24 protein-coding genes are annotated in these 25530 nt (G+C 58.8%); 16 read left to right on the plus strand and 8 right to left on the minus strand.

Translation table 11 applies throughout. The features are described from left to right. Nucleotides 1-393: 393 nt before the first annotated feature. From P3T40_RS36520 to P3T40_RS36535, 4 genes are all read right to left on the minus strand, one after another. Complete coding sequence (locus P3T40_RS36520) at nucleotides 394-1440, minus strand: zinc-dependent alcohol dehydrogenase family protein (protein WP_429272633.1); 1047 nt, start codon at nucleotides 1438-1440, stop codon at nucleotides 394-396. Between the two features lie 130 nt (nucleotides 1441-1570). Next, the gene (locus P3T40_RS36525; RefSeq protein WP_429272560.1) at nucleotides 1571-3307 is read right to left on the minus strand and encodes an FAD-dependent oxidoreductase; all 1737 of its coding nucleotides are present in this window, start codon (nucleotides 3305-3307) and stop codon (nucleotides 1571-1573) included. Nucleotides 3308-3762: 455 nt separating this feature from the next. Further along, entirely contained in the window at nucleotides 3763-4599 is an 837-nt protein-coding gene (locus P3T40_RS36530) for an enoyl-CoA hydratase/isomerase family protein (RefSeq protein WP_429272561.1), read from the minus strand. Nucleotides 4600-4658: 59 nt separating this feature from the next. Then, nucleotides 4659-5336 carry a type 1 glutamine amidotransferase domain-containing protein gene (locus P3T40_RS36535; protein ID WP_429272562.1) on the minus strand — a complete coding sequence of 226 codons (678 nt, stop codon included), beginning with the start codon at nucleotides 5334-5336 and terminating at the stop codon, nucleotides 4659-4661. Between the two features lie 510 nt (nucleotides 5337-5846). Between P3T40_RS36535 and P3T40_RS36540 the strand changes: the two genes are divergently transcribed. The 3 genes from P3T40_RS36540 (at nucleotide 5847) to P3T40_RS36550 (ending at nucleotide 8675) form a co-directional block, all read left to right on the plus strand. Next, a complete protein-coding gene (locus tag P3T40_RS36540; RefSeq protein ID WP_429272563.1) occupies nucleotides 5847-6413 on the plus strand; it encodes a VOC family protein in 567 nt (188 codons plus the stop codon). Nucleotides 6414-6512: 99 nt separating this feature from the next. Continuing rightward, nucleotides 6513-7616, plus strand: a complete 1104-nt coding sequence (locus tag P3T40_RS36545) for a mandelate racemase/muconate lactonizing enzyme family protein (protein WP_429272564.1) — start codon at nucleotides 6513-6515, stop codon at nucleotides 7614-7616. A 117-nt stretch (nucleotides 7617-7733) separates the two neighbouring features. Continuing rightward, nucleotides 7734-8675, plus strand: a complete 942-nt coding sequence (locus tag P3T40_RS36550; RefSeq protein WP_429272565.1) for an AEC family transporter — start codon at nucleotides 7734-7736, stop codon at nucleotides 8673-8675. A 33-nt stretch (nucleotides 8676-8708) separates the two neighbouring features. Here P3T40_RS36550 and P3T40_RS36555 read toward each other — a convergent pair whose 3' ends face one another. After that, nucleotides 8709-9533, minus strand: coding sequence for an alpha/beta fold hydrolase (locus P3T40_RS36555; RefSeq protein WP_429272566.1), 825 nt, complete (start codon nucleotides 9531-9533; stop codon nucleotides 8709-8711). Between the two features lie 250 nt (nucleotides 9534-9783). Here P3T40_RS36555 and P3T40_RS36560 point away from each other — a divergent pair, with 250 nt between their 5' ends. From P3T40_RS36560 to P3T40_RS36615, 12 genes are all read left to right on the plus strand, one after another. After that, nucleotides 9784-10137 (plus strand): hypothetical protein, encoded by a 354-nt coding sequence (locus P3T40_RS36560; protein ID WP_429272567.1) that lies wholly within the window; start codon nucleotides 9784-9786, stop codon nucleotides 10135-10137. Nucleotides 10138-10179: 42 nt separating this feature from the next. Then, nucleotides 10180-10458, plus strand: a complete 279-nt coding sequence (locus P3T40_RS36565; protein ID WP_429272568.1) for a LysR family transcriptional regulator — start codon at nucleotides 10180-10182, stop codon at nucleotides 10456-10458. A gap of 57 nt (nucleotides 10459-10515) precedes the next feature. Then, entirely contained in the window at nucleotides 10516-10971 is a 456-nt protein-coding gene (locus tag P3T40_RS36570; RefSeq protein ID WP_429272634.1) for a LysR substrate-binding domain-containing protein, read from the plus strand. A gap of 494 nt (nucleotides 10972-11465) precedes the next feature. Next, nucleotides 11466-12095 carry an ester cyclase gene (locus P3T40_RS36575; RefSeq protein WP_429272569.1) on the plus strand — a complete coding sequence of 210 codons (630 nt, stop codon included), beginning with the start codon at nucleotides 11466-11468 and terminating at the stop codon, nucleotides 12093-12095. 14 nt (nucleotides 12096-12109) lie between these two features. Continuing rightward, nucleotides 12110-12940, plus strand: a complete 831-nt coding sequence (locus tag P3T40_RS36580; RefSeq protein ID WP_429272570.1) for an alpha/beta fold hydrolase — start codon at nucleotides 12110-12112, stop codon at nucleotides 12938-12940. A 611-nt stretch (nucleotides 12941-13551) separates the two neighbouring features. Continuing rightward, on the plus strand, nucleotides 13552-14073 hold the full coding sequence (locus tag P3T40_RS36585) for a GlcG/HbpS family heme-binding protein (RefSeq protein ID WP_429272571.1): 522 nt from the start codon (nucleotides 13552-13554) through the stop codon (nucleotides 14071-14073). Nucleotides 14074-14117: 44 nt separating this feature from the next. Beyond that, complete coding sequence (locus tag P3T40_RS36590; protein WP_429272572.1) at nucleotides 14118-14555, plus strand: cupin domain-containing protein; 438 nt, start codon at nucleotides 14118-14120, stop codon at nucleotides 14553-14555. 716 nt (nucleotides 14556-15271) lie between these two features. After that, nucleotides 15272-16201, plus strand: a complete 930-nt coding sequence (locus tag P3T40_RS36595) for an alpha/beta fold hydrolase (protein ID WP_429272635.1) — start codon at nucleotides 15272-15274, stop codon at nucleotides 16199-16201. Nucleotides 16202-16472: 271 nt separating this feature from the next. Beyond that, a complete protein-coding gene (locus P3T40_RS36600; protein ID WP_429272573.1) occupies nucleotides 16473-16907 on the plus strand; it encodes a MarR family winged helix-turn-helix transcriptional regulator in 435 nt (144 codons plus the stop codon). Nucleotides 16908-16910: 3 nt separating this feature from the next. After that, nucleotides 16911-18296, plus strand: a complete 1386-nt coding sequence (locus P3T40_RS36605; RefSeq protein WP_429272574.1) for an MFS transporter — start codon at nucleotides 16911-16913, stop codon at nucleotides 18294-18296. 38 nt (nucleotides 18297-18334) lie between these two features. Continuing rightward, complete coding sequence (locus P3T40_RS36610; RefSeq protein WP_429272575.1) at nucleotides 18335-18892, plus strand: isochorismatase family protein; 558 nt, start codon at nucleotides 18335-18337, stop codon at nucleotides 18890-18892. 497 nt (nucleotides 18893-19389) lie between these two features. Further along, a complete protein-coding gene (locus tag P3T40_RS36615; RefSeq protein ID WP_429272576.1) occupies nucleotides 19390-19761 on the plus strand; it encodes a YciI family protein in 372 nt (123 codons plus the stop codon). A gap of 777 nt (nucleotides 19762-20538) precedes the next feature. Here the strand turns inward: P3T40_RS36615 and P3T40_RS36620 are convergent. Then, on the minus strand, nucleotides 20539-20691 hold the full coding sequence (locus tag P3T40_RS36620; RefSeq protein ID WP_429272577.1) for a hypothetical protein: 153 nt from the start codon (nucleotides 20689-20691) through the stop codon (nucleotides 20539-20541). A gap of 371 nt (nucleotides 20692-21062) precedes the next feature. Beyond that, entirely contained in the window at nucleotides 21063-21188 is a 126-nt protein-coding gene (locus tag P3T40_RS36625) for a hypothetical protein (protein WP_429272578.1), read from the minus strand. 597 nt (nucleotides 21189-21785) lie between these two features. Here P3T40_RS36625 and P3T40_RS36630 point away from each other — a divergent pair. After that, nucleotides 21786-23690 (plus strand): alpha-L-arabinofuranosidase C-terminal domain-containing protein, encoded by a 1905-nt coding sequence (locus P3T40_RS36630; RefSeq protein ID WP_429272579.1) that lies wholly within the window; start codon nucleotides 21786-21788, stop codon nucleotides 23688-23690. A gap of 909 nt (nucleotides 23691-24599) precedes the next feature. On the opposite strand, the gene P3T40_RS36635 is transcribed toward P3T40_RS36630, so the two are convergent. Further along, nucleotides 24600-25304, minus strand: coding sequence for a GntR family transcriptional regulator (locus tag P3T40_RS36635; protein ID WP_429272580.1), 705 nt, complete (start codon nucleotides 25302-25304; stop codon nucleotides 24600-24602). Nucleotides 25305-25530 lie beyond the last annotated feature (226 nt).

The following is a 25530-nucleotide window of genomic DNA, read 5'->3' on the forward strand; positions in this document are numbered from 1 at the left end:
GATTGCCTCAACCACCAACATAAGCACCGGCGCCACCGGCGTCCCATTCGCCGCCAGAGTTGGGCCGCAGCCCCTTACCGCGCGAGCGGTTTAGTCCCATCGGCCGTAACCGCCATTGGCACGGGCAGGGTTCGACGTCAGCAATGAGGCGGAATACTGACGATGGCTCGACATCATCCGCATAAAACGAGAGTTCGGGGTTTTCCCATTCGCCGTGCAGGTGAGCGGCCCGCAAAGCCTGTTATGCCGCTTCGAAGCGACTTTCCAGCGTCGATATTCGCGCACGCCCCAGCCCCGCAGAACTGATCAAACGGTTTGATTTGATGGCACGACCAAGATCTCCAGTCCCGCTAGCAGGCGTAGCCGGAGCTGCTTGTCCGGGCCGCTTTTCATCTACCCGTCCTGGTTCGAGATGACAACTTTCAAGGCCCGCGAATGCGCCGCATCGGAGAACGTGGCGTAGGCATCGATAATCCTGTCCAGCGTGAAGCGGTGCGTGACCAGCTTCTTCGGTTCAAGGCGTTTCGACTCCACAGTTGAAAGCAGCATGGGCGTGGTGTACGTGTTCACAAGGCCGGTTGTCAACGTGATGTTGTGTGACCAGAGCCGCTCCAGGTGCAGCTCCACCTTCGTGCCATGAACGCCTATGTTCGCGATCGTTCCGCCCGCGCCGACAATGGACTCGCAGATGGCAAATGTCGCCGGGAGACCGACTGCCTCGATGGACACATCCACACCGCGGTTGACTGTCAGCGCCATGACCTGTTCGACGGAGTCTCCTGCGCCGCTGTTGACGAGGTCTGTCGCACCGAACTGCTTCGCGACCTCCAGCCTGTTGTCGTCGAGATCGATGACGATGATCTGGGCGGGCGCGTAGAACTGAGCTGTCATCAGTGCGGCAAGACCGACTGGCCCCGCCCCCACGATGGCAACGCTCTGCCCCGGCTTGAGCTTGCCGTTGAGTATCCCGCATTCAAAGCCCGTCGGCAGGATATCGCTGAGCATCACGAGAGCCTCCTCATCGGCGCCTGCGGGCATGTGATAAAGGCTTGAGTCGGCATGTGGGATGAGGACCTTCTCGGCCTGCGTACCGTCAATGAGATGCCCAAGAAGCCACCCACCTGTCGTGCAATGGGAATACATCTGCCGTCGGCAGAATTCACATTTTCCGCAAGAACTGATGCATGAGATCAGTACCAGGTCGCCGGTCATGAAGTTGGACACGGCGTTGCCGACGGCTTCGATGACGCCGACGCCCTCATGACCCAGCGTCGTGCCGGGTCGCACTTTCGGGACGTCGCCTTTCAGAATGTGCAGGTCTGTGCCACAGATCGTCGTCTTCGTGATGCGCACAATCGCATCCGTCGGCTTCGCGATTGTCGGTTCCGGCTTGTCTTCGAGAGCCTTCTGGCCCGGACCATGGAATACCAATGCTTTCATGACGACCTCCATTGCCAGCTTAGGACGTTTGGCGTATCACCGCGAACCGCCACACCTGCTGTGGGCGCAGCTACGGCGAAGCTCCGACCGACGATCTGGCTCTGTCCCAAAAAGGTGCATTCGCACGGCTTTAGCTGTGCGAAGCGGCAAGGTAACTATGAATCTGATACACCACGGCCGCGCCTTCACCTACTGCGGCCGCGACACGCTTGGTCGAGCCCGAACGAACGTCACCGATTGCGAACACGCCCTCAACGCTCGTCCGCAATGGTGACACCGCAAGGCCCGCTTCGGGAAGGTCAGTGCCCGTCAAGACGAACCCTTTGTCGTCCAACGACACCCCGCATGTCTTCAACCAGCTTGAATTCGGTTCGGCGCCAACGAACACGAACAGATGATGTGCCGTGATCGTCCCCTCGATGCCGCCCGCACCGCGGAAATGCACGCGCTCGAGGCGTTCGCCTCCTTCAAGCGCTGTCAGTTCGGTGCGCCTATGAACCGTCACGTTCTCCAGCGCGGCAACACGCTCAATCAGATAGCGCGACATGCTCTTTTCGAGGCTCGAGCCGCGAATGAACATATGAACGTGCTCCGCGTGCGACGCGAGAAACACGACGGCCTGTCCCGCGGAGTTACCGCCGCCCACCAGCAGCACCGGTTCTTTGCGACAAAGCCTCGCCTCGATCGGCGAGGCCCAGGAATAGACGCCGCGGGATTCGAAGTGCGCGAGCCCTTCGACATCGAGGCGCCGGTACTCCGCGCCGCTCGCGATCACGACGGTACGGGCGGTTATGTGCCGCGCGTCGGCAAGCTCCAGGACGAGCGGGTGCCGGTCGCAGTACAGTCTCTTGACTTCACATGGGATACCGACATGCGCGCCGAACTTTTGCGCCTGGGCAAACGCGCGGCTCGCCAGCGCATGCCCGGAGATTCCGGTGGGAAACCCCAGGTAATTTTCGATGCGCGAACTCGTACCTGCCTGACCGCCGGGCGCCCGGCCGTCGAAAGTCGCCACCGATAGTCCTTCGGATGCGGCATAGACAGCGGTTGCGAGTCCCGCCGGTCCGGCGCCGACGATCGCCACATCGTAGACGTGAGTTGGATCGAACTCGGGAACGAGTCCCAGGCATGACGCCAGTTGGCCCTCGTCGGGGTTTCTCAGCATCGTGCCGTTGGGGCACAGCACGAGCGGGAAGTCGTCGGGCTGCGTCGTCAGCCGCTTGAGCAGCGCGATGGCTTCGGCATCGCTGTCCGCATCGATCGTCGTCTGCGGACAGCCATTGCGGAGAAGGAAATCCTGCAAGGCGACGAGCCGCGCGTTGCCGGGCGGTCCGACGAAAACGACGCCCTGCCCGCGCTCGATGATCAAGGCACGCCTCAGGATCAACGCACGCATGATTTTTTCGCCGAGTTCGGCTTCGCTCATCATCATCGCGGTGAGTCCGTCGGGCCGCAGCAACAGCGCTTCGACATCCTCTACGATGTGCGCGTCGACCAAGGCGGGCTTGCGCGAGAGCTGTGCGACATCGGAGGTGAACTCGCCATACCCCGTATGGGTCCGCACCACGCGCTCGCGGCCCAGGCCGTCGCGTCCAACGATGCGAACCTTACCTGAAAGCAGGACGAACACGCCCGGGCTGATGCTTCCGGCGCGATAGAGCAATTCGCCCGCGGCGTAGTGGCAACGGCTTCCAAAACGCCGCAGCCTGTCGACCTCGACCTGGGTCAGGACCGGATACATCTGCTGGAAACGCGGATGGTCGCGCACACTCGGATCGTCGGTCAGGTCGCCCTCCTGCGCGCGCTGCGCGTCGTCCAGTGGTTCGCAGACGAACGCGCTGCCCGGCGATACTGACTCGTTGTCCATTTGGGATTTACCTCGCAACACCCTACGCTCATGGATCACTGCACGGGAGCCGTGGACGCCGGCTTCGTCACGGCATCGGCCATCAATTTGCGCTCATAGCTGCCATGATCACAACGCAGCTTTCGGTGCACACTCCCGCGCGATTCACAGCATCAACGAAGTCCTGGCCGACGCGGGTCGCCCTGCGCGTGAGCGCCGACAAGGTGATATTCCTGCAGCCGCCTCATAAGAATCAGATCGTGAAAAATGCACGGCCTGCTCGGCAACGATATCAGCCTCAAAATGGCGTTCGACGCGGCAGGAATCTTATTTATGCCTGTCTAGGGCAGCGCGCACTACCGCCTGATATCGATTCGTCGCTCATCGCTAATTCTCCTCCAGCAAAAGGGCGGTGGCGCCACCACCTGGTCGACTGTCGGCTCTATCGGTGCAGCGAGAGACCTCGTAGCGCCGGACTAGCCCGCGAGCTGGCCAATGTGGTATCCGAGCCGCACTTCGACATCCCCGGGCTTGTGGAAGCCTCGCGCGAGGAGAGCCTTGATGCGCTCCTGCGCGGCGGGCCGCCCTAACGACGCCATGCACGCATCCCACCCGGCGCCGAGTTCGACGTCGGGCGGCAGGCTGGTGTTGACGAGACGCTTGGTGTTGGCAATGGCCCACTTGTCAAACCCGGCAATCCGCGTTGCCAGCGCGTCCACGAATGCGTCGAGTTCGGCATCGGGCAGTGCGCGATTCACGTAGCCGTAGGCCTCTGCCTGGTCGGCACGGATGTCTTCCGAACTCAGGAGCACCTCCAAAGCCCGGTTACGCCCGATGAGTTGGGGCAGGCGCGCCATGGGGCCGCCACCGGCGACCATGCCCACACCCACCTCCCATTGCGAGATGATGGTTTTTTCCTGACTGGCGAAACTCATGTCGCAGGCAAGCGTGATCTCGCTGCCATTGCCGGTCGCCCGTCCACGGATGAGGGCGATGGAGACGACGGGCGCGCGTGTCAGGCGCACGAGGAAGTCTGGCCACTGCGGCAAGCCTGTGGGGCCGGGTGGCATGGCGGTCAGGTCCTCGATCCCGGCGTCGAAATCCGCGTGATTCAGGAAGTAGCCGTCTACCGCGCTGTCAAAAACCACCACCTTGACCTGCTCGTCGGTTTCGAGGGCATTGATGATCTCGTGGAACTGCGCGACCATCGTCGGGCCCATGACGTTGAGCGGCGGGTGGTCGATCGTGACACGCCAATACGCCGGGGAACGCGGGGTAACGTAAATCTGAACGGGGCTCGTCGTCGCTTTCATCGCAGACTCCTGTCGCCGATAGATGCGCGCGGGCTCCATGGCCCGCGCCGGGATTGGAACTAGGCCTGCATGACTTTGAGCAGTTCCCTGGCAGTCGGGCCAGATGAGGCCGGGTTCTGGCCGGTGATCAGCCGCCCGTCGACAATGGTGAGCACGGCCCAGTTTTCCACCTTTTCGAAGCGGCCGCCCAGACGCTTGAGCTCATCCTCGACGAGGAAGGGCATGACCTTGGTCAGGCCCACGGCTTCTTCTTCATCATTGGTAAAGCAGGTGACGCGCTTGCCCTTGACGAGAGGCTGTCCCTCGTAGGTCGCCTTGAGCAGAACACACGGGCCATGACAGACGGCGGCGACCGGCTTGCCGGCGTTGTAGAAATCCTCGATCAAGGCGATCGAGTTCTTGTCATTGGTCAGATCCCACATCGGGCCGTGACCACCGGCATAGAAGATCGTGTCGTAGTCCGCCGCTTTGACGTCGGCGAGCTTGACGCTATTGGCCAACACCTTCTGAGTTGCAGGATCTTTCTTGAAGCGCAGCATCGTGTCGGTCTGATTGTCCGGATCGTCGCTTCTGGGATCGATTGGTGGGTGGCCACCCTTGGGTGAGGTCACGGTGACCTCTGCACCGGCATCCGTGAACGCATAGTAGGGCGCGGTGAACTCTTCAAGCCAGAAGCCAGTCGGCTTGCCGGTATCTCCAAGCACATTGTGCGAAGTCAAAACCAACAGGATCTTCATTGCCATTCTCCGTTCATAGGGGCAAATCCATTAACGCGGTTCGCCGGGGGGATTGCCCGAAGTGGAAGTCGTTGCCCGGATCGGATGTTCGTTATCCTCAGCTTGCCTGGAAACAGGTCCGCGCGGGTTGGAGCACGGGAGCACCGGGTCGTCGGATCACGATAGCGAGGATGCTTTCAATGACGCTTTCGGAAGGACGCCAGATCGCCGCACTTGTAATGCGTTTGTATTTAACGCCGTTGCCCCGGGCATGCACCATCGGTCCATGGTATCGCCGGATCATGCGATGGTATGAGTAGGCTTCGCCATTCGCCTTAGGCTTCTCAGAAGAAGCCGTTGCTGGCGCGGTTCTCGCTTCCCTACTACGCTGTCGTTCTGCTGCTGGAATAAATTTGAAAGATTGTGTCTCCCCGTAGGGTGTTTTCAGCTTGCGTTTTCACCTATCTTTTTTTCAGCAACCCAAAGCGGTGGAAAGGGAAGCCGTTAGTCAACACTTCCAAGGAGTCAGACATGAGCACCATTCCGATGCAGAGCGAAGGCGCAGTCGAGACCTCGGGCGTCGTCACGTTCGACATGAAGCTCGAGATCGTCATCATTCCTGCCACGGACGTCGATCGCGCCAAGCGCTTCTATACCGAGTTGGGTTGGCGGCTCGATATGGACTTCAAGGGAGGGGACGACTACCGCGTGATCCAGTTCACGCCGCCAGGCTCCGGATGCTCGATCATGTTCGGCAAGAACATGACCGCGGCCGCGCCCGGCTCAATGGAGGGGCTTCATCTCGTCGTCTCCGACCTCGAAGTTGCCCGCCAGGAACTGCTGCGTCGTGGCATCGAGGTCAGCGAGCCATTCCACGACACGGGCGGCGTATTCCATCATGCTGACGGAAAACGCGTGGTTAGCGGCCTGAATCCGCAACGTCAAAGCTATGCCTCGTACGCTTCGTTCAGCGATCCCGACGGCAACGGTTGGCTGATGCAGGAGATCACCGTGCGATTGTCTGGAGATATCAAACTGGACGACCCCAGGTTCACCAGCGAGGTCCTGAAGGCGATTCATACGACGACACCGGGGTAGCCGTCACGGGAAGGATTCTGTTTGGAAAGTCGTGGCCTCACGGACTTTCACTGGCTGACCGGCGGGATCAGCAGACCCTCGCCAAAGAAAGGAGACTTCATGAACATCGCCAGCATAGAATCGATCCCGCTGCGCATCCCGTTCACGGCGGGCGGCAGATCCGACGCGGCAGTATGGGGTAAAGCGGGATTGCAAACGGCCGACTCGCTGATCGTGAAGGTCACCACCGACACAGGCATCGTCGGCTGGGGGGAGTCATTTGGATTTACCGCCATCCCGGCGGTGAAGGTGGTGATCGATTCGATCCTTGCACCTGAAATAATTGGCCGCGATGCCACGTTGCTTGAAAAGCAGATGCTCGATCTGCAGAGAAAATTTCATGTTTTCGGCCGCAGTGGGGCCTTTATCTACGGCCTCTCGGCCATCGACATCGCGCTGTGGGACATCGCCGGCAAAGTCGCGGGCCAACCGGTTCACCAGCTTCTCGGCGGCAGCGACGCCGTTACGTTACCTGCCTACGCGAGCCTGATCCGTTACTCCGATCCTGAACTCGTCAGGAAAAACGTCAGACGTGCGCTGGATAGCGGGTTTCGGCATCTCAAGCTGCACGAGATCGATATCGGTTGTGTGCGTGCGGCGCGCAAGGAGGCCGGGGATGACGTCGAGATCATGCTGGACGTCAACTGTCCGTGGTCCGTGCGCGAAGCACTCGACATGACAGAGCTGCTGCGACCGCTCAAGCTGCGGTGGCTCGAAGAACCGGTCTGGCCACCTGAGAACTACTCGGGGCTGGCGCACGTCAGGCAGCAGGGCGGCATTCCGGTGGCCGCTGGCGAGAATGCTTCGACTCTGATGGATTTTCAGCATCTTCTCGAGGCGAAGGCCGTCGACTTCATTCAGCCGAGCTCCGCAAAGATGGGTGGCCTGACCGAACTGCGCAAGGTCTTCGCGCTGGCCGACGCCCATAACGCCACGGTGATGGTGCACTCGTTTTACGACGGTCCGGGGCTGCTGGCAAACGTGCATGCAAGCGCGGCGTTAGGCGGTCCCGCTGCGATGGTCGAATGGCGCTACTTCGACCTCGAGGTCCAGCTCTACGGCGAGGCGATCATTCCAAAGAACGGAACGATGGCCGTTCCGAGAGGTTTTGGACTTGGTCTTGAACCGGATGCCGATGTAATCCGCAAATTTCGTCTGGGATGAATCTGCCGGAGCTGCGCGTGCCTTGGGGGCGTTGCCGCGCTCCTCGCATTCTGTAGAGGTGTATCGGTCGGCACATGCGGGGACCACTCAGGCCATTGCCATGGAGTACAAACGAAAATGCCGGACCATATCGTACGGCCTCTCGTGCCTGTTGCCTTTGTCATTATGCTCGGCTTCATCGCGGGCAAACGTGGCAAGCTCACCTATTCCGACAGTCTGTTGATTAGCAGGCTTGTACTGAACTGGATTTTTCCGGCCCTTTTATTGGCGGGCATGGCTAGCACGCCGCGATCGCAACTGCTCAATCTGCGGTTTGTCGCCGCGACGTTCATTGCGATGATGGGTATGTACGCGCTTGCCTTTGCGACCGGCTGGTACCGCTATCGCGAACTGAAATCCGCCACGCTGAAGGGTTTCGTGTGCGGCTATCCTGACGCGGCATTCATGGGCATTCCGATCCTGGAGGCAATGTTCGGGCCATCGAGCCTGTATGCGGTGCTGGTGCTCAATCTGATCGCCAGCCTTGTGATGATCCCTCTCACGACGATGCTGCTTGCAATAGCGAGCGGTGAAGGTGGAGGCGCGAAGGCGTTCGTCTCGAGCATTTCGGCTGCGGTGCGTCGGCCGCTGATGTGGGCGCCGGCGATTGGCATCCTGTGCTCGCTGCTCGCGGTCAAGCTTCCCCCGGTGCTAAACGACTCACTAGTTCTGCTTGGCAAGGCCACGGCTGGCGTTTCGCTGCTGTGTCTCGGTCTGATCATGTCCTCCGTGAAGCTGAGGCTTTCCGGCGAAGTCTGGACGAACATGGGCCTTAAGCTGCTGCTTCATCCCGCGCTGATGGTCGCCGCCGCGCTGCTGGTCTCGGTCAAAGGGGTGTATGTGCAACAGATGATCCTGCTTTGCGCGCTCCCGTCGGCGACGATAACCGCGATGTTCGCTAACGAGGCCGGCGCATATCGCAGTGAGGCCGCCACCTCGATTCTTGTGAGCACAGTGCTGTCCGTTATCACCTTTTCGTTCGCTATCTATTTGATCGACGGTGGCCTGGCTGCGGCCTGAGACGATTGAGCCGCCCCGAGGCGGCCCCGTTCATCAAGCACTCGTCAACACATGCTCGCCGAGCCATCTGCGTAGAGTGCCTGTTACGAAGGACGAATTTTCGAGGTTCGATATGTGGCCTGCTCCGGGCACAAGAATGTGTTCACAGCCGATTACGTCTGCCATTCTGATCATTTCCGCGGGCGTACGAGCGGAATCGAGCTCGCCGCACATCAGGAGCGTATTCGTACCGTTCATGGCCGCCAATCGCGCAACCGAATCCGGCCGCCCAAAGATGATCCGCCCCAGCGGGACAATCGACTGCTGCAACTGTGAAGCAGACATGGATGCCAGCGCGTTTCGAAACGATGCTGGAACCTCGCTGTCTAGCTCCCCATCGGGCTTGAAAAACAATGGCACGATGGCGTCGAGCATTGGAGGCGGCATCTTGCCCAGCGTCTCGATTGTGTCAAGCATCTGGAAATACCGCCCGCGCGTCACATCAGGTTCAGCGCCCAGATCAGTGTCCATCATGACGAGAGCGCGAACACGCTCGGGCTCGCGCAATGCAAGTTCGGCGCCCCACATGCCGCCTACAGATAAACCCACCACCGCGCACTTCTCGATGCCGAGGGCATCGAGAAGCATATTCGCATGAGTAGCGAGATCGCCAAGGGTACACGTGTTCGCGGGTAACCTTCCCGACTGTCCGTGTCCCCAGAGGTCCGGCGCGATAATCTGGTAATGACGGGACAGCTCATCTATTTGCGGCGCCCACATCGACGAGTCCCACAAGTAGCTATGCCCCAGCAGCACGGGAAATCCGGTGCCTCGCACCTGGTAATGCAGCGACTGACCTTCTATCGTAACGAACGGCATTTCAGATTATCCAAAGTTACTCATGCATAACAAAGATGAACGACGCCAACCGTATCCGCGCGCCAAATGCTTCCGGAGACGATGAACTCCTCGGACGATCTCCTGGAGCGTCAGCGTCGTGGCCGCGAAGACTTTAGCGCGTTTTTTATTTCACCGCCGGCGCGCTTGCTTCGACTAACTGAGCAGTTCATTGCTCGCAATACCGCATTTCCCCACGGCCTCACCTATCCAAGCCCAACCGACAAGGGGCGTGAGCCACGCCAGCGTCAGCCAAAACAGACTGCGCAAGGAAATCCATGGGCGGCACAAGTCCGCCGTCTGCCCTCCGCTAGCGGCATCGTTCCGTCGAGCGCATACGGCGTTCGAGCTCTGCGAGGTCTCGCGCGCCCGCGAGATACTCATCATTGCGGCGTTGTTCGGCGCGTTCGAACCAGCAGTGAATCCGTGTGAGAAGGAATCCGAACATAAAAATCTCCATGAAATTGATCACAAGCGACGCAGTTGGCGGGACGCGAAAGGCAATTTCCCGACTGTTCTCTGGTGGTCTTTGCAACCAATCGTAGGCAGGAAGTATGTTCACGTATATTTATTGTTTTTTACCTAATACATTAGCTATTCTGTTCAATCATGGTTTGAGGTGCGCACTTTGGACGTCGGGCGACTGCGGGCGCTGCTGGAACTGGCGCGGGGCGGCACAATGGCGGCGGCCGCCGAGGCGCTGTTCCTGACGCCCTCGGCGATTTCACAGCAGATCGCACAACTGGAAGATGAGGCCGGCGTCAAGCTCACGGAGCGTATCGGCCGCAGGGTTAGGCTCACGGCCGCGGGCAACGCGCTGGTGCGGCACGCCGAACGGGTGATGGCGGTGCTGGACGAGGCACGCTCGGAGCTGGCTGAGCTACGGCACGAGATAGCAGGCGAGTAGCGCGTTGCCGCGTTTGAGTCAATCGCTTCGTTTGTACTCCCTGATACCGTCAAGGAACTGCGGCGGGCGTTTCCGCACCTGGAAATCGCACTTGAAGAACTAGAGCCAATCGACGGAGTCGCGGCACTGCGGTCGTGGCGAACCGACATCGCCTTGATTGACGACCTTTCAATCGCGGCGGGAGATAATCGCGAAAAAGTCGAGGTTGTGCCCCTGGCAGAGGATGTGCTGTACGTAGCAGTCGCGACTGACCATCCACTGAGCAAAAGGCCGTCGCTGAGCGTCGCCGACCTCAGGCATGAAACCGGGGCTGTCGAATCGACGTGGAGTACCTTCGGCGCCTTCGTCACCGATCTATGCCATCGCGCCGGATACGAGCCTCGGATCAACGCCCAATGCCGTGGGCCCGACATGATCGAAGCGATGGTGGCATCCGGCTGCTCGGTATCAATCGTCCCCGGACTCAGGGTGCTGCGCTCGCCAGCAGGCGTGGCGTGGCGTGGGTCAAGCTAACGCCAGAGGTTCGGCGCAAAATCTACGTCGCCTATCGCCGCGGTGAGCGCAACCACCCAACAATCAAGGTGTTCGTCGAGGAAATCGTCCGGACGGCATCAAGACTCCTCGGTGGCTGATTTGATGCGCACGGGAACAGGTGCGAGGGATCCACTCGCTGACCCCTCCAGAATTCGGGCCCCCTCCCGCGCCATTACGAGTCGCAAGCCAGCACGCAAACCAACTTGCACCGCCCGAAGCAATCGCTTTTTCAGCTACTGAAACTCATTGCTGTAACCAGGTAAAAAGTGTGTTGACGAGGCGCGGGCGCGCGGCCGCTCAGTCATACGGGACGGAGGCTATCTGCAAGACAGATAACCCTATGCATTCTCTTCGCTTGATATTGCGAGCAAACGGCGCGAATCTTCGTCGTTGATTTGCGTATCGAACGCGTTGCTATCGAGTCACCGGCTCCGTTCCAGCTGACACACAATTTGCGCCGGGACCTCCGCAACATGAGTTCACCCACCACTGCACAGCGCATCGGACAGTTCGTGTTTGACGCGCGCGCCAGCCATCTCGCGCCGCGCTCGCGGACGGTATTCGAGCGCGACACCCTCGATAGCCCTGGCTGCACGATCGGCGCACTGCCAGGGAATCAAGTGGTGTCTACACGTTTACAAGGAGCAAGGATGATGAATCAGGACTCAGTTAGGCTGGTCGAGAATTTTTGGAAGGCGGTTTGGCAGACGCCTGACAACGTCGACGCGGTCGACAATTTTGTGGCGCATGACTTCGTCCTGACGACGGGCGGCAGGGACATTGTCGGTCGCGACGCATTCAAGCAATGGATTCGTGACTTCTCCGCACAAATCGCACATTTGGAGTTCGAGGTTGTCAATACGTTTCAGTCCGCCGATGGTAGGCTCGTCTCAGCGAGATTTTGTATTCGCGGCTTGAACAACGGCTTAATGGGTTTTCCGGCGGACCAGCGTCGGATCGAGTTCACGGGGAATGCGATATGGCACGTCGATGCAGAAGGGCGGCTTGTGCGCAACTGGGTTGAGCGTTCCGCATTCGAACTGTTCCGGGACTTGAAAGGCGTGTCCGATGAAGACGACCCTTTTGCGGTTGCTCGCAAATAGCCAAAGGAGAGGGTATGCCGTTCTTCAAAACCGTAGATAACGTTTCACTCTTTTATAACGATTGGGGAACCGGCCGCCCCGTCGTTCTCATTCATGGCTGGCCGCTAAATTCGGATTTCTGGGAGCCGCAATCCATTTATCTCGCGGCAAACGGCTTCAGAGTGGTTGCGTATGACCGTCGTGGATTCGGTCGATCAGAGCAACCGTGGACGGGATATGACTATGACACGCTAGCCGACGATCTGGATGGGCTCATGCAGCATCTTGATCTTCACGATGCCACGCTGGTCGGATTTTCCATGGGCGGAGGCGAAGTCGCGCGCTATCTGTCACGGCACGGAGCCGTACGTGTGGCGCAGGCGGTTCTGATGTCTGCAGTCACGCCCTCATTGAAGAAGTCCAACGACAATCCGGACGGAATCGACCCGTCAGTTTTTGATGGTCTGCTAAAGGCGCTTGAAACCGACCGTCATGGATTCCTTGCTGATTTCCGGGAAGGCTTCTTCTACGGCACTTCTGCTGAACCTGTAGTTTCGCGCGGCGTGCTCGACTGGTATTCCTTCCTTTCCAGTCAGGCGTCGCTGCGCGCCATCATCGAGTGCGCTCGCGCATGGTCGGACACCGACTTTCGCAGCGATCTCAGTAGCATCACGATACCGACTTTGATCATGCATGGCGGCTCTGACGTCAACGTACCGCCCGAAATCACGGCGCACATCGTGAGGCACATGATTGCGGGCGCGCGCTACATTGAGTACGAAGGGAGCGGCCACGCTATCGGAATAACGGATAGCCAGCGAGTGAATGCTGATCTTCTCGCATTTCTTCGGGAAATCGAGGGCTGAACTCGCGCGTGTCGGTGCCGGAATCGAGCGTCCGCTGAACACATACGAAGGAAATTCAATCCTGCTTGCCGGGCCCAGCTCGGGCCGATTCTTTAGACGCCGTTGACGGCTTCGATCATCATCAACTTTGGTTAGCATGCCGTTTTTTACAGTTTTGACGTGCTGGGCCTTCTGCTTGGAATTGTCTGGTAGCTTGGTTATCGGGTAACAACCGGTCGTTTTGCAATGACTCGCTAATCTAACTTCGAAGTTGAGGGTTCTGAAATTGAATGTAGCTTCGGGCCTCGTTGCCGTTACCGGGGAACAATTCCATGTCTCCCAGGAATCCGTACAGGTATCGCCTGACCATTCCATGGTATGAGTGGGGCATTGGCAACGCACTGGTGCAATGCCGCCTACGTTGTTGTCTTGCTGGCATCAATGCAAAGGGATTGTGTCTTCACGGGCTGTGTATTCACGTGGTGTTTTCGCATATTGTCGTTTCACGTACTCGAAGCGATGAACAGAGAACTGATAGCCAACGCCTCTGAGGAGCTAGCCATGAGCAACATTCGGATGCTAAGCGAACACGCAGTAGGGACCTTGGCCGCCGGCACGTGTTCGGAGCAATCATGAGATCGCCGAGTTTCGCCATGTCGCTTTGCACGGCCTCCGTGATGACGTTGTCTGCACATGCGCAGGATCCGCAAGCTTCCGGTTATCACTACACGTTGCCCCTCGAGGTTGCCGTCGACGCCGCAAAGGAAGCGATCCGTGTGTGTGAGGCCAAGCACTATTGGGTGACGGCGACAGTAGTGGATATGGACGGTGTGCCTCAAGTGGTGCTGCGTGGTGACCGAAGCACCGTGCATACCGGTGAATCCAGCTTCCGCAAGGCCTTTACGGTTGTGACGCTGGGACCGGAATTCGGCTTCGACAGGTCAAGCGGATTCTTCGAGTTGACGAAGACGAATCCGTTCGCGCCGGGGCTTGCGACGGTGCATAACGTGATGGCTTTGCCAGGCGCGGTAGCGTTCAAGGTGAACGGCGAAATGGTTGGCGCGCTCGGCATTGGTGGCGCGCCCGGCGGCGACAAGGACGAGGTCTGCGCGGCGGCCGGCGTCGCTAAAGTTGCTAACCGCTTGCCGCATTAAGTAAGGGCAGCATTGTTTATCTGGCAAGTCACCGGAGTATTTCAATGGTTCGTATGCATCAACCGGGCGAATCCACCTTCAAAGCTATTCTGCCCGAGGACATTGAGTGGAAGACGTTTCCGGCCTTTCCACCTTCGGTCCGTCTCGCTGTCCTCGTCGGAGAACCTTCGGCGGCCGGCCCCTATGTGATTCGCGTGAAAGTGCCCGCGGCTGTCAAGCTGATGCCCCACAAGCACCCGGAGGACCGCATCTACACGGTGATGTCGGGCGTGTTCTATATCGGGCTCGGCGAGCAATTCAACGGGAGCAAGGTCGAGGCGTATCCACCGGGTAGTGTCATCGTTCTGCCCGGGGAGACCTGGCACTTCCACTGGGCCAGATCCGGTGAGTACGTCACGCAGGTTATGGCGATAGGGCCGCTCGGCCTCGATTATCACGATTCAGCCGACGACCCACGCAACTTGGCGCAGAGCGGTAACTGAGATGATCGCCACGGTGATCGAAACGTTCCCGCTGCGTATCCCGCTAAAGGCCAGCGGCAAATCCGACGCCTCGGCAGGGCCGACAAGAACATGCCGGCCGCTGACGCCCCGCTCGTCCAGGTGACGACCGACGATAAACTGGTGGGCTGGTGGGCTGGTGGGCTGGTAGGCTGGTGGGAGGCCTTCGACGCTCGAGCGGTTAGTTCTTCCAGCGTCCGAAAGGACTCATTCGTCGAAGTCGACAACGTTTGCCGCTGCCGTCGACGAACCGCTGGTCTGAAGCAGTGTGCGGCCATAGCAAGGCGGATCTACGAACCTCGGCAAAGGCCGATGACCGAGCGTTCGTCCTTTACGATTGGATGGCCGGTTACGGGGCGGAGCCGACGCCTGAACGTCCGTGCGACGACGCATGTGAACGGCCGCTCCTGGCCGATCAGCGCCCTACAACCAGGCGCGGCGATCGCCTCGGGTGCGGCTCTCATGCAAAAGGCATAACTCCGCCCCAAGCGGACTCATGCTACAAAGTGCCGACGCCCGCTTTCAGACCGAAGGACGCGGTCATTCTCGGTGGACGAAAGTTGTGGTGGATAATGTTCGTACGCGTGCGGCCGCTATCGAAGTCGGGAGAGTCGAGATAGTGTCTTGATGAATAACACCGGTCAGGCAGCAAGCGAAAAATGTCTTCCAAGAGTTTGATCTACGCGGTGGCAGTGTGCATGGTCCTTTGCCACGCCGTCTCGGCTGTCGCTGAGGTCACCGCTCAGGAGAACACGGTGCGCGAATTGACGCGTTACAAAAGCGTTGAAGTCGACGGTCTCCAGATCTTCTATCGCGAAGCTGGGCCGCCTGCTGCGACGACGATCCTGCTCCTGCATGGATTTCCGTCGACGTCGAGAATGTATGAGCCACTGTTTCAAAGGCTCGCCGACCGGTATCGCCTGATTGCGCCCGATTATCCAGGGTTTGGTCATAGCGACGCGCCGCCATCCGACAAGTTCGCCTATACGTTCGATCACCTCGCGACCATCGTCGATCACTTTGCGCAACGTGTCCATGCGACGTCGTACGTGCTGTACGTGCAGGACTACGGCGGTCCCGTCGGTATGCGGCTCGCAATGGCCCATCCCGAACGTGTCAAGGCACTCATCATCCAAAATGCAACCTCGCACGAAGACGGCTTGGGCCCGCTATGGGACACGCGCAAGGCGTTCTGGAATGATCGAAGCAAATACGAAGCTGCCGTTGAACAGAATTTGATGTCGCTTGCGGCCGCCAAACAACGGCATGTCGGCGCGAGTCCCGACCCCGATGTTTACGATCCGGACCTTTGGACCGACGAATACGCGATGTTGAATCGCTCCGGCGAGACGGCAATCCAGAGCGATCTGTTCTACGACTATCGGACAAATGTCGCGTCTTATCCGCAATGGCAAGCATGGCTTAGAAAGACGCAGCCCAAGACACTCGTGATCTGGGGCCGTTACGATCCGTCGCAACTGGTCGCAGAAGCAGCCGCCTATGGGCGGGATTTGCCGCACGCGGAAATACACGTGATGGATGCCGGGCATTTCGCGCTCGATCTTGCGCCCGACGCAGATGCAATCGCTGCGTGGATGCGCGATTTTCTCGGGCGGAATGGGTTGTAGTTCGCCGCACGTGCACGAACGCCCGTTAAACCCCTGAGAGCGGTCTCGAAGTTTGTGATGACGAACGGCTCCTGTCGGCCGGCTACTGCCGGATGCGGTCGGCGCAAGTCGACCCGACATAGCGGTCTTCCGGCTTGCTCGAATGCGGCCACTCAATCGCGGAAATCTTCCCATAGTAAGCAAGGAACACATCCAAAGCATCAGGCGCACACAGGCAAAATATAGAAGAATAACTTGCAAGTTATTCTTCTAATATGTAGGCTAATGCCTCATGGACGCGAACCACAAAGCTCTCGAAGGTGCCGTTACGGAACTGTTGTCCGTCACGGGCCAACTGACTCGCCGGCTGCGAGCGGTATCCAATACACGCGAACTTACGTGGTCCCAGGTCGCAATCATGGCCCGGCTGGAGGAAGTCGGCCCGATGACGACAGCAGACCTCGCGCGTGCCGAAGCAGTGAAGCCGCAAACAATGGGCGTAACGCTTGCAGCGATGGAAGCAGAAGGATTAGTCGACCGTCAGCCGCATCCGACAGACGGCCGCCAGATTCTGTATGCCTTGACTGACGAAGGGATGGATACGCGAAAGAAAGTGAGTCTGGCCAAACGCGACTGGCTGTTGGCCGCGATCTCGCAGCTTTCTCCTGCCGAGCAAAAAACGCTCGTCGAAGCGGTGGACATCATTCGGCACCTCGGGGATCTGTAGGCTATGGACGCACCCTTGCCCGAAACACAACGATCATCGCATTTTGGCTTTCGTTTCGTGACGCCGCTTGCGCTCGGATCGACGCTCAATCCGATTAACTCAACGATGATCTCCACTGCGCTTGCACCCATCGCGGTGGCGTTCAGTGCGAGCGAGGCACAGACGGGATGGTTGATCGCCGGACTTTATCTGACGAGCGCGATTGCGCAGCCGACGATGGGACGGCTAGCGGACTTGTTCGGTCCGCGCCGCGTTTACTTGATCTCCCTCGCACTGGTCGCCATTGCAGGAATCGTCGGTGCGCTCGCTCCTTCACTAGCGGTATTGGTGCTCTCTCGCGTTTTGCTTGGCGTGGGAACTTCGGGTGCCTATCCGTCGGCCATGCGCATCTTCCGATCCCAGGGCGATCGCCACGGGATGGCGCCACCTCGTGTGGCGATGGGGGTGTTGTCTTCCGCAGGCATAGCAACCACCGCCTTCGGACCGCTGCTGGGTGGTCTCCTGACAGGCTCGTTCGGTTGGCATGCGATCTTCACAATCAATGTTCCGCTGGCTTTCCTGACGGCCTGCCTGGCGACGCTCTGGGTGCCCAAAGACGATCCTCGCACGGCAGGCTTCTCGCGTCTGGTTCAGGAGGTCGATCTGCCGGGTGTCGCGCTATTCGGTGTAGCGTTGATATTGCTGATGACCTTCCTGATGAATCTTGACCATCTATTGTGGTGGACGCTACCAGCATCCGCTGCATGCTGGATCGGCTTCGTCGTTCATTCCCTGAAACGCAGCCAGCCCTTTGTCAATGTGCGCATGCTGGCAAAGAATCTTCCGCTGACCATCACGTATCTGCGAATCATGCTGTTTCTCATGATTTCCTACTGCGTTCTGTATGGTTTCGCTCAATGGCTGGAAAGCAGTGCTCATTATTCTGCGAGCGCGGCTGGCCTGATGACATTGCCGATGTCGATACTCGCGGGCATGTGTTCGCTGCTAGCCGCGCGAACCAAGGGTCTCAAGTCGCCGTTCGTTACCAGTGCAGTCGGTGGTCTTGTCGGATGTGTCTGCCTAATCTGCATTCACGGCGATAGCCCCGTCTGGTTCGTGGCGGCTGCTGCGATGTTCTTCGGCATACCCATGGGCATGACATCGACAGCTACGCAGGCAGCGATCTATGTTCAGGCACCTGCTTCGGAGATTGGAACGGCAGCCGGATTACAGCGAACCTTTGCGTATGTCGGCGCCATTTTTGCTGCCAGCCTGCTCGGGATCGTCTTCGGGCACAAGCCGAGTGACAGCGGCATTCATGCATTGGCTATCGTGATGGGCTGCGTCTCCGCCTTCCTGCTGATTTTTACATTTTTCGACCGGACCCTTCCGAAGGGATCGTTGGAATGATCCGTCTCATCGTTTGACCTTAACCTAGGGAGTTCTCCATGCCGCTTTCCCAATTGGACAAGCAACCGGCGCTTATCGTGATCGATCTGCAGAAGGGAATCGTCAGCCTCCCACTCGCGCATCCGACCAATGAAATTACCAGCAAGGCAGCTCAACTTGCTGACTCCTTTCGTGATCGCGGTTTCCCGGTCGTGCTTGTGAATGTCGCAGGGGGCGCGCCTGGGCGAACCGACCTGTCTCATCATTTCGATCCTCCCGCCGATTGGGCCGATCTCGTCCCGGAACTCAAGGAACACCCGCGCGATCACAAAGTTACGAAGAGGCGGTGGGGCGCATTCCACGGCACGGGCCTTGACGAGCATCTCAAGAATCTGAACGTCACGCAGGTATTCGTGTGCGGGATCGCAACCAGCATCGGCGTCGAATCGACTGCCCGTTATGCGCATGAACACGGATACCACGTTGCTCTTGTGACGGACGCCATGACGGACCTGGACCCCGTTTCGCATCAGCACAGCGTCGAGAAAATCTTCCCGCGTCTCGGTGAAACCACGACCACAAATGAGGTGTTGTCGTCCCTGAACACAAACCACTGACTGCAAGGAAGACTAGATCCAGAATTGCCGCCCAAGGGATTTCTGTGCGGCGAGAAATTTCGAGCGCCGGTTGAGGCGTTCAGATGGCCTAAAGTGAGGGTCTGGATTCCGATTAAACCTGACGCGTAGCGCCAATCTCGGCACCCAAGCGAACGGCTGGAAGTGGCCGAGGCTGTGTCAAAACAGTAAATCACAAGGTTTTGAGGGGTCGCTTTACCATTGCCGACATGAGCCGAAGCCGTTGTAGGCCGTTCTCGCAAGCGGGCTTTGGCGGCTCTCGACTTATGCGCGCGTTTTGACACAGCCTCGGCCGCGTGCTGCCTCATGCAATCACCTCTGCCTCACGCGATCCGCATGTGCAGCACGAGCCCGGCGGTCGGCACCGCGCGACCCCAAAAGCGGACAGTCTGGCGAGACCCGCTACAAACTTTTCAGAAGATTGTCGATTTTCGATCATCAGCTTCGTCGTCAGGTTATTCACACCCAAAGGATCTCCCATGAAATATCTCGGCTTGGCCTACTTCACCCCCGATAAATTCGCCGCGATGGCGCCAGACGACGTCAAGAAATTGGTGAGCCAATGCCCCGCATTGGACGACAAGATGCGGGCTACCGACAAGGTACTGATTTCCGCATCGCTTGGCGATCTGGACAACTGGAGGACGCTCCGCCCGCGCAGTGGCAAGACGCACGTCATCGATGGGCCCTACACCGAGTCTAAGGAAGTCGTGGGCGGACTGTTCATCATCGAGGCGGATACCCATGACGAGGCGTTGCGCATCGCCTCCATGCACCCGGCGGCCACGCTGGGCGAAGAAGGTGGATGGGTCGTCGAGCTTATCCCCGTGGATTTCTACTGGTCCCGATGAGGGCTTGGACGCGTGTCTCAAAAATGCGTTGGGGCTCTGTTCTCCTCAGACACCTTCGCGGCTTCGTGAGTCATCGCGACGATGCTACTTCTGGGCCGAGCGGCGACGCCTGTGATCGACCCGCAACTGCCGTTCGGACTCCTGATGCCGCGATGACGGCTTTATGGGTGCAACGGACGCTCGCTCCGCCGAGTTGGTCGGCAGGTTAATCGGCCTGAGCCGACGTTCGTCCATCGACCTCGCCACGACCGTTCATCGCGTTAGACCGGCCATTCGTTGGTGGCGGTGGCTAGTTTCTGCGATTGATAGCGACGGACGAGTTCTTTCGACTCGCAACTGACCATCGTCCGATTGGAGGCAGTGCTGCTCGGGGTGGTCAGCATGAGCTCACTGTGCGAGTGACGTAGGGATCAGCCAACGTCTCGACATACATCGAATCGATCAAGGAAGCGCGGCGTGTCGGGCAGCACACGGCCCATCTCCGGTCGTTCGCTTTCGCGCACGGGCGGACATTCGAACGGCAACTTTGGAACAAGTACCTATTCATTGGTCCACTCGCCGAGCCGCTGGCGAACGTCGTCGCGCAAGTTAAGGAACGGTGTGCGTGCCGAACGTTCGCGCTACGGCTTGTCGCCGCATACCAGCCAAACCCATGAGAAGTCGCACCGCGCAGGGTGCGAGCACCCGATCCCCGAACTGTTATGCCACCCGTGCGCGAAATGCAGACCGACAGGTCTGCGATTTCCGGGTTCGACACGACGATGACCAACTGTCTCGTTACCGCTTGACGACGAATTCAATATGAACCGTATGCATCGGATAGCGAGCTTTTGCCTTTTCGCGAGCCTCGTGCTCGCTATCTCCACTGATTATTATGTTCGAGACGTTCTTCGAACCGTTAAGTCGATATGCCACATTGTAGCTATGCATCTGAATCTCCTCTTTCAATCCTCGACCTTTCCCGTGCCATCGCAATCGCGACACCTCACTCGCACGGAACGGTCTCCCGCGCAAATTGGGCAGCTTTCGGGGTGGTCATCGCCACCATATTCCAACGCGCAAGGGACCACACCACGGCCACGATCGGAAGTAAAACAGTCAATCGAGGAAAAATATAATCGGTCGGGTGTTCTGACGACAGTAAGTTTTCTTCGGATCCGCGGGGCTAAAGCTGGTCATGCGAAAGTGAGTTGGTCAGTGGCGCCTCACATGGGGCTAAGCGCGGCCCGTCAAAGCTAACCGTCTCATCGTACATCTGCCTCAGACGCTTCAATCGATGGAAGTATCCAGTGTCGAAAGCGCTATGCATACATCCGCAGCTGTAATGGCGGGTCCCCCGATTCGATACGCTGCGCCGCAGCCTCGTCGATGAGCCGATGCAACGCGGCGTCAGTATCCGCGATCGAGCAGCCCTCGAGCGCCGTCATTACGCACTCCACGGTTTGTGGCGAAATTGCAAAGGCGTGCCCGTCTTGTGCTTCAGTTGGGACAGGATATAAGCCGCCAGCTCAGAGCGCTTGACGGACGAGACTGGCGTGCAGAAACTCTTTCGAGGGTTCGAATTGGTTACTTGAGTATCGCTGAAAGGTGAGCGCCCGGCGGTACCGTCCTGAGTTGAATTGGAGGTCTTGGGGAAGCTGTTCGGGGTCCGTTCGGTCCACAGCACGCTATGGGGCGCATCCCGTTGGATGCCATCAACTCTCGGTATTTGCCCTAGATTGATCATATACAGCCTTTTTTATACAGTTGATACGCTATCTAATGGTCTTATTTGATCATATACGTACTGACCTAAAGGAGAGGAGCGGCGCTGGGCATGTTCGCGGGAGATCGTCCGTTTCGCGCGTGGTGGGTGGGATTGACCTGCATGCGCCGGATATTTTCCCGTTCGAGCCGCAGCAGCGCTTTGCCTGGGTGGTCTCGTTCTCACGCCGCACTTAAGTAATCCTTATCTATTTTTCCCGCCGCACACAGGTCATGCAGTTCCGAACAGAAAGTAAAGTCAACCAGAAAGGTGATGCCTGATGAAGATTCGAAAGTTGGCACTTTGCGGATACCTCGCGACGGCAACGGGCGCATTCGCGCAAGCTCAGCCTGTCATCAGTTTTAACGCCAATGCACCATCGCCAGGTACCGTTTACCCGAATCTCTTTGGAGCAAATCACCGCTATGGCGTCAACGCCAGCGGCAGCGCCGACCCGAACACTGGCATCACTTATCCGATGCTCGTTTCGCAGATCCAGGACACAGGTATCACCATGCTGCGCTTCCCCGGCGGCACCATGGCCAATACGTACCGCTGGAGCAATGCCATCGGCCCGCAGCCGCAGCGCAAGAACCAGGTGAACGGCAATCAGGCCTACCCGATTCCACTTCAAAGTACCTTCGGTCCGGACGAGTTCGGCAACCTGCTTGACCAGACCGGCACGGTCGGCAATCTCATGGTCAACTTCGCGACCTCAACGGCCGTGGATGCCGCGCACTTTGTCGCGTACATGACTGCACCGCAGGGCTCCGGCGTTGTGGACGGCGTCGACTGGGCTGCGCTGCGTGCCACGAACGGACACACGGCGCCGTACAACATCGCGTACGTCGAAATAGGTAACGAGATGGACGTTGGAGGCGAGTACTACTGGATGGGTGGCACGCCCGTCACCATCAATGCGTCGTGTTCGTCAAACAAGGTGCCGTGTCTGTACTCGTACGGGGGCGCAACGAGCTTTTCCAATCAACAGGTTGTCGGGCTCGATAGCTGGCAGTCCTCCGCCGCCCTTAGTACCGGTGCGCAAAATCAGATTTTTTACACGATGTACCCGCCAGTCGTGCCGAACTCGCAGACCATCTTCGTAGCTGGAACGGCATGGACCCCCATTGCAAGTCTGTCCATGGCAGGACCAAGCGATCACGTCTATGCCTTCGATCCTGTATCGGGCACGATCAACTTCGGCGACGGCGTGCATGGCGCAATTCCCCCCAGCACAGACAAGATCACGATGACGTACCAGTCCGGCGTACACGACGGCTTCAATGCGTATTACGCCGCGATCAAGGCAGTCAATCCGTCGGTCAAGGTATGCGCATCGACCGGCGTACCGAACCTGCTCGGCCCGACCAACCCGTACGACTGTGCAGTCATGCACGAGTACGCCAACAGTCCGACCACGCCCACCAACATTGACGACTACTTCGGCGAGAGCATGCTCGGGATGTCGCAGCTCGCCTATAACGTCAAGCAGATGAGGACGAACATCAACAATACGGCCGGAAGCAATGCGTCCAACATTGACATCCTGATCAGCGAGTACGGCATGAACGGCGCGAGCCCGAGCTACGCCCCCCACTTTCTGCGCTCGATGGGTGAGGCCGTATTCCAGGGGCTGGCACTGACGGCGTGGATGACCAACAGCGTCCCGGGCGCCGAACGCCATGCCCTCACCGACTACACGTTCAGTGCGGCACCGGTCAACACGGGCGTAAGCTACCCAGATAACGTCTTGTTCGGCGGCCCCGGCCCGCAGACCATCGCCACCCCTGCCGCACTGACGATGAAGCTCTTCAAGCACTATAGCGGACCCACCCTCATGGCGAGCCAGGTGACGAGCAATCCCACGCGCACGCTCACGAGCGGCCACGTCCTCAGTTCGATCGTGCCTATCGCATCGCGCGACGCAGCTGGCAACGGTTATCTGATCGTCATCAACCAGGATCCGGAGAATCCAGTGACAGCGACGGTTCAGCCGAATAACCTCTCGCACAGCTCGACGGCTCTGGTGGAGACACTTGCGTCCCCGTCGATCACCGATGAAAACTCGCCGTCCGCCCCGAACACGGTACAGTTGGTCGATCAGACGGCCAATGTCGGCAGCTCGAGTTTCCAGTGGACTTTCCCCGCGCATTCGATCACGGCAATCCACTTCTCGCCGCAGTGATAACGCGAGGTTGTACCCGCAACGATGTTCCAACGGAAGGGTTTGAACCAGAAGCCATGAAGGCTGCTGTCGCGATTGCGGAAGGAACAGCGGTTTGCGACAGCCTCTACAACCCTCAGATCAAGCAGCCAGGTCCCGATCCTGTCGGATCGATTCCATTGACGGACGCCGCACTGCCCACGGGCAGGTGTGCGTCCGACCTGGCTTCGCGAACGTCCGCTGCTCACCACTCATAGTCGACGGCCCACTGCGGCACCCGATCCCCGTTTTTGCGCATTTGATGCGAGTACACGCGGCGACAGACGGCACGATTCTCCGGAGTGCCAGTGGCGAAGCTCACAGAGTCGCAATGCGCGGTCGTCGTCATCGGCGACTGCGCCTGGGGTTGAGCGGACGCAGGCTGTATGGCGGCTGCAGTCACTATTCCAAGAAAGAAAACGAGCATTCTCGCGTTCATGATCCATCTCCGAGCATGTGTAAAAGGCCTGTGCGGATGAGTGACGACGCTATAGTTGGACTGCTCTTCCCACAGGGCCAGTTTCATAGTAGCTGATTCTTGATTCGTCAACCATATGACGAAACTGCAGGCTGGGGCGGTTTTAATACATGATGTGGGCGACGCGACCAAATAGTGGCGATGCGGCTCCAGGCAGGCATGCCGAACAAACGAAGCGTGAGTCGAGTTAAACGCTCAACGCCCAGATTCTTGGCTAAGCGGGCGGTATTTTCCCAATTGCTGACGATGGACGAGACGTGGCATCGATGACGCGATTGCAGCTTGCGAATTATATTTAATTTATTTGCAATGACGCGTTCATGTTTGATACGTGGGGTTATGGTCCAGGTCACTTGACGACGCCCCGCGCTGACGCCGAACAGCGTGCAGTCCAATGGCGAAGCCAAGGCCGGCTAATGCGATACTTCTTCAGCGGGAATCGTCGATTTGCGACGTCTGCGAAGCGCTGCCTCTCCGGGCTCCGGATCTTTCGGCATTTTCGCAAGCAGTACCTGTTTCGCTTTCACTACGTGCGCGCCAGCTAGCATCACGGCTGCCTCGACGTCTCGGGCGCGGATTGCCGCAAGCAAGTGGCGGTGATCGTCGACCACGCCGGCGAATCTCTCCGGGCCATACTCATAGCGCCTCCACAGAGCGGCGATCAGCAGCCAGTGCCGGTTGAGCAGGGTAACGGCATCGGGATTCTGCGCGATGTCGCCGATCAAACGATGGAGTTCGCGGTTCGCACTTAATACGGCCGGAAAATCGGCTGCTTCGATATTCGCTTCGATGCGCGCTTCGATATGTTCCAGCTCGACCAGGTGCTCAGGGGTACAGCGGGTCACCGTCTGGCGGACGATCAACATCTCGAGCGAACAGCGCAGGTCGAAGATATTGCTCACAAAATGCCTGTCCAGCGAGCGAACGCGCGCCCCACGATTGGGCTCGATGACCAGGAGGCCCTCGCCGTGCAAGCCGCGAAGCGCCTCGCGGATCGGCATTTGACTGACGCCGTACCGGTTGGCCAGCTCGGCAATGGTGATGCGCGATCCGAACTGAAGTTCGCCCGCGACGATGTCCTCACGGATCCGGTGCTCAATATCCTGTATCTGAACCATGACGTCCTCAAATTGTTCCCGCTCACCCAGCTCGCGCGGAACTATGTTGTTGGTCGTAGTTTAGCCGAAGCGAGGAAAAGGGCTCGATGCGACGTTGCCGGCATATCATGCATTTGGCGCCGCATACGGCTCATAGGCTGCCGCACTCCATGATCTCGGGGTAGTGGAAAGCTCGTTCCGCCCGAAAAAATGCCCCGACGATGGTCGGGGCAAACTACCGGAGCGG

It is taken from the genome of Paraburkholderia sp. EB58 (assembly GCF_050436665.1).
GTDB lineage: Bacteria > Pseudomonadota > Gammaproteobacteria > Burkholderiales > Burkholderiaceae > Paraburkholderia.